Source organism: Mesorhizobium sp. P3_A9 (assembly GCF_056402975.1).
The window spans coordinates 1-1922 of sequence record NZ_JBFUGJ010000620.1; the positions used below are offsets into that span (position 1 = coordinate 1).

Consider the following 1922-nt stretch of genomic DNA (forward strand, 5'->3'; position numbering starts at 1 on the left):
GTTCCTGCATCGCATTGAGCGCTGATGGTTGCGCCGCCATATAGGTGCGGCAAAGCTGAGTGATATCCGTGCCCGCGCTATCTATCTGGCTGATCGGGATGGCAAGAGCCAATTTGCCACGCCGCCGCAGTGCATACCATGGCCGCGGCACACTCTCGGCATAGGCAGGATCGACGGCCAGCCTCAGACTGACGAAGCTCTTGGTGGACACTTCAGAAAGCCTGGTGATCGCGCTCCAGGGTACAAGGTTGCCCACAGAGGGAATTTTCACGCCTTGCGGCGAAAGCACCAGCGCAGGTGCTCGCGTCACCAATCGACGCAACATCATCGTGCCCATCAAAGCGCCGGTAATCACGCAAATCCATCCGCTAAGGACAAGTTGGGGCGGCGCATGTTGATCCTGGAGGCAAAAAATTCCGATACCTAAAACCAGGGCGAATATGGCAAGCGGTTTGACGAGTTTGGCGGCAGAATAATAGAACTTTTGACCCTGATCATGCTCCAACATCGCACCCACATTTTTCTTGAATTGATACGGTCGAAGACAAGTGAGATGAAATCTCCGGAACAACTGAAGAATCATACGTTCGGCAGAAATCAGATATCGAGCGGCATGCCAACCAACGTCCAGCGGGCTAACTCATCTCATGATAAGCTTCCCTTACTGATGGGTGGGACGCTACCAGCGGCGCGACCTGGCACACAACATAAGTTGCGGCTCACATAGGACACGTTTTCTTGATTTTGATGCTTCCCGGCGAGCTTCCGCGAGGCTCAGCCTGGCGGGCCAATGGGTGGTAATGTTCGACGGCGGCCGGTGGCCGACTGCGCTGCAGAATTCCGTTGCCGATGATGGAAACCTGGACGGAGCGGACTGACGCTGGGCAAGAAGCCCAAATCCGGCCGCTTGGACACGGCGGCGGCCCGGCCGGTCGAGGGCTCCTGGATCTGAGTCCTGATCGAGCACAACCGGGCGATCGGTTCGCCTCGACGCCGCCTGTATGCGGTCAATCAATATCGAAGGTTTGTCTGGATGGTGGGCGTGACAGGGATTGAACCTGTGACCCCTGCAATGTCAATGCAGTGCTCTCCCGCTGAGCTACACGCCCATCCGAAGCCGCGCATACACCATTTTTGGTTCGGCGCGTCAATAGCGAGAAAAAGGAAAGAAGGCGTCGTCTCGCCGCAGCGGCGATGCCTTTGCGGAAGGCGGCTCAGGCCGCCTGCAGCATCTTCTCGACCTCGTTGACGAGATCGCGCAGGTGGAAGGGCTTCGACAGCACCTTGGCGTCTTTCGGCGCCTTGGAATCCGGGTTCAGCGCAACGGCGGCGAAACCGGTGATGAACATGACCTTGAGGTCCGGATCGATCTCGGTGGCACGCCGCGCCAGCTCGATGCCGTCCATCTCCGGCATGACGATGTCGGTCAACAGCAGCGAGAACGGTTCCTCGCGCAGCCGCTCATAGGCGCTGGCGCCATTGTCGAAATCGCTGACCTGGTAGCCGGCGCGTTCCAACGCCTTGACGAGGAACCGACGCATATCGTCGTCGTCTTCCGCCAGAAGAATGCGTGCCATGATATCCCGTCCGAATCACCCGCCCGAGACTGCCGCCGAGGCAGCCCGTTAACCATCCTGTATATGAGGAGGTGACGGTAAACATCAAGTGAACGCGGCGAAGCAATATCCGCATTTGGCAAGGCCATGTGCGCGGTGAAATGCTGGACATGCGGCCAGCAAGGTGGCAGTTTCATACAATGATGCACTGGTGTTTTCGGGTTCGTTCAAATTGAAGACGGCAGCCGAGGATTTTTCGGTCGTTCCACCCTTCGAAATCCGATCGGGCGCCGAGCAGCGCGTCCCCTTCCTGTTCAACTCACCGCATAGCGGCAGCTACTACCCCGAACGCTTCCTTGCCATGGC

The 1922-nt window shown here is 58.0% G+C and carries 2 protein-coding genes, 1 tRNA gene and 1 pseudogene; 1 reads left to right on the top strand and 3 read right to left on the bottom strand.

Annotated features, from left to right (window positions below; all coding sequences use genetic code 11):
- From AC1DX0_RS35300 to cpdR, 3 genes are all read right to left on the bottom strand, one after another.
- The coding region (locus AC1DX0_RS35300; protein ID WP_477359071.1) for an STM3941 family protein at positions 1-508 on the bottom strand (508 nt) is incomplete at its 3' end.
- Between the two features lie 526 nt (positions 509-1034).
- Positions 1035-1109, bottom strand: a tRNA-Val gene (locus AC1DX0_RS35305).
- Between the two features lie 105 nt (positions 1110-1214).
- Positions 1215-1577: a cell cycle two-component system response regulator CpdR gene (gene cpdR / locus AC1DX0_RS35310; RefSeq protein WP_006199474.1), complete on the bottom strand. Its 363-nt coding sequence runs from the start codon at positions 1575-1577 to the stop codon at positions 1215-1217.
- Between the two features lie 190 nt (positions 1578-1767).
- On the opposite strand from cpdR, the pseudogene AC1DX0_RS35315 reads away from it, so the two are divergent.
- Positions 1768-1922 (top strand): annotated as a pseudogene (locus AC1DX0_RS35315) (N-formylglutamate amidohydrolase); the annotation flags it as partial.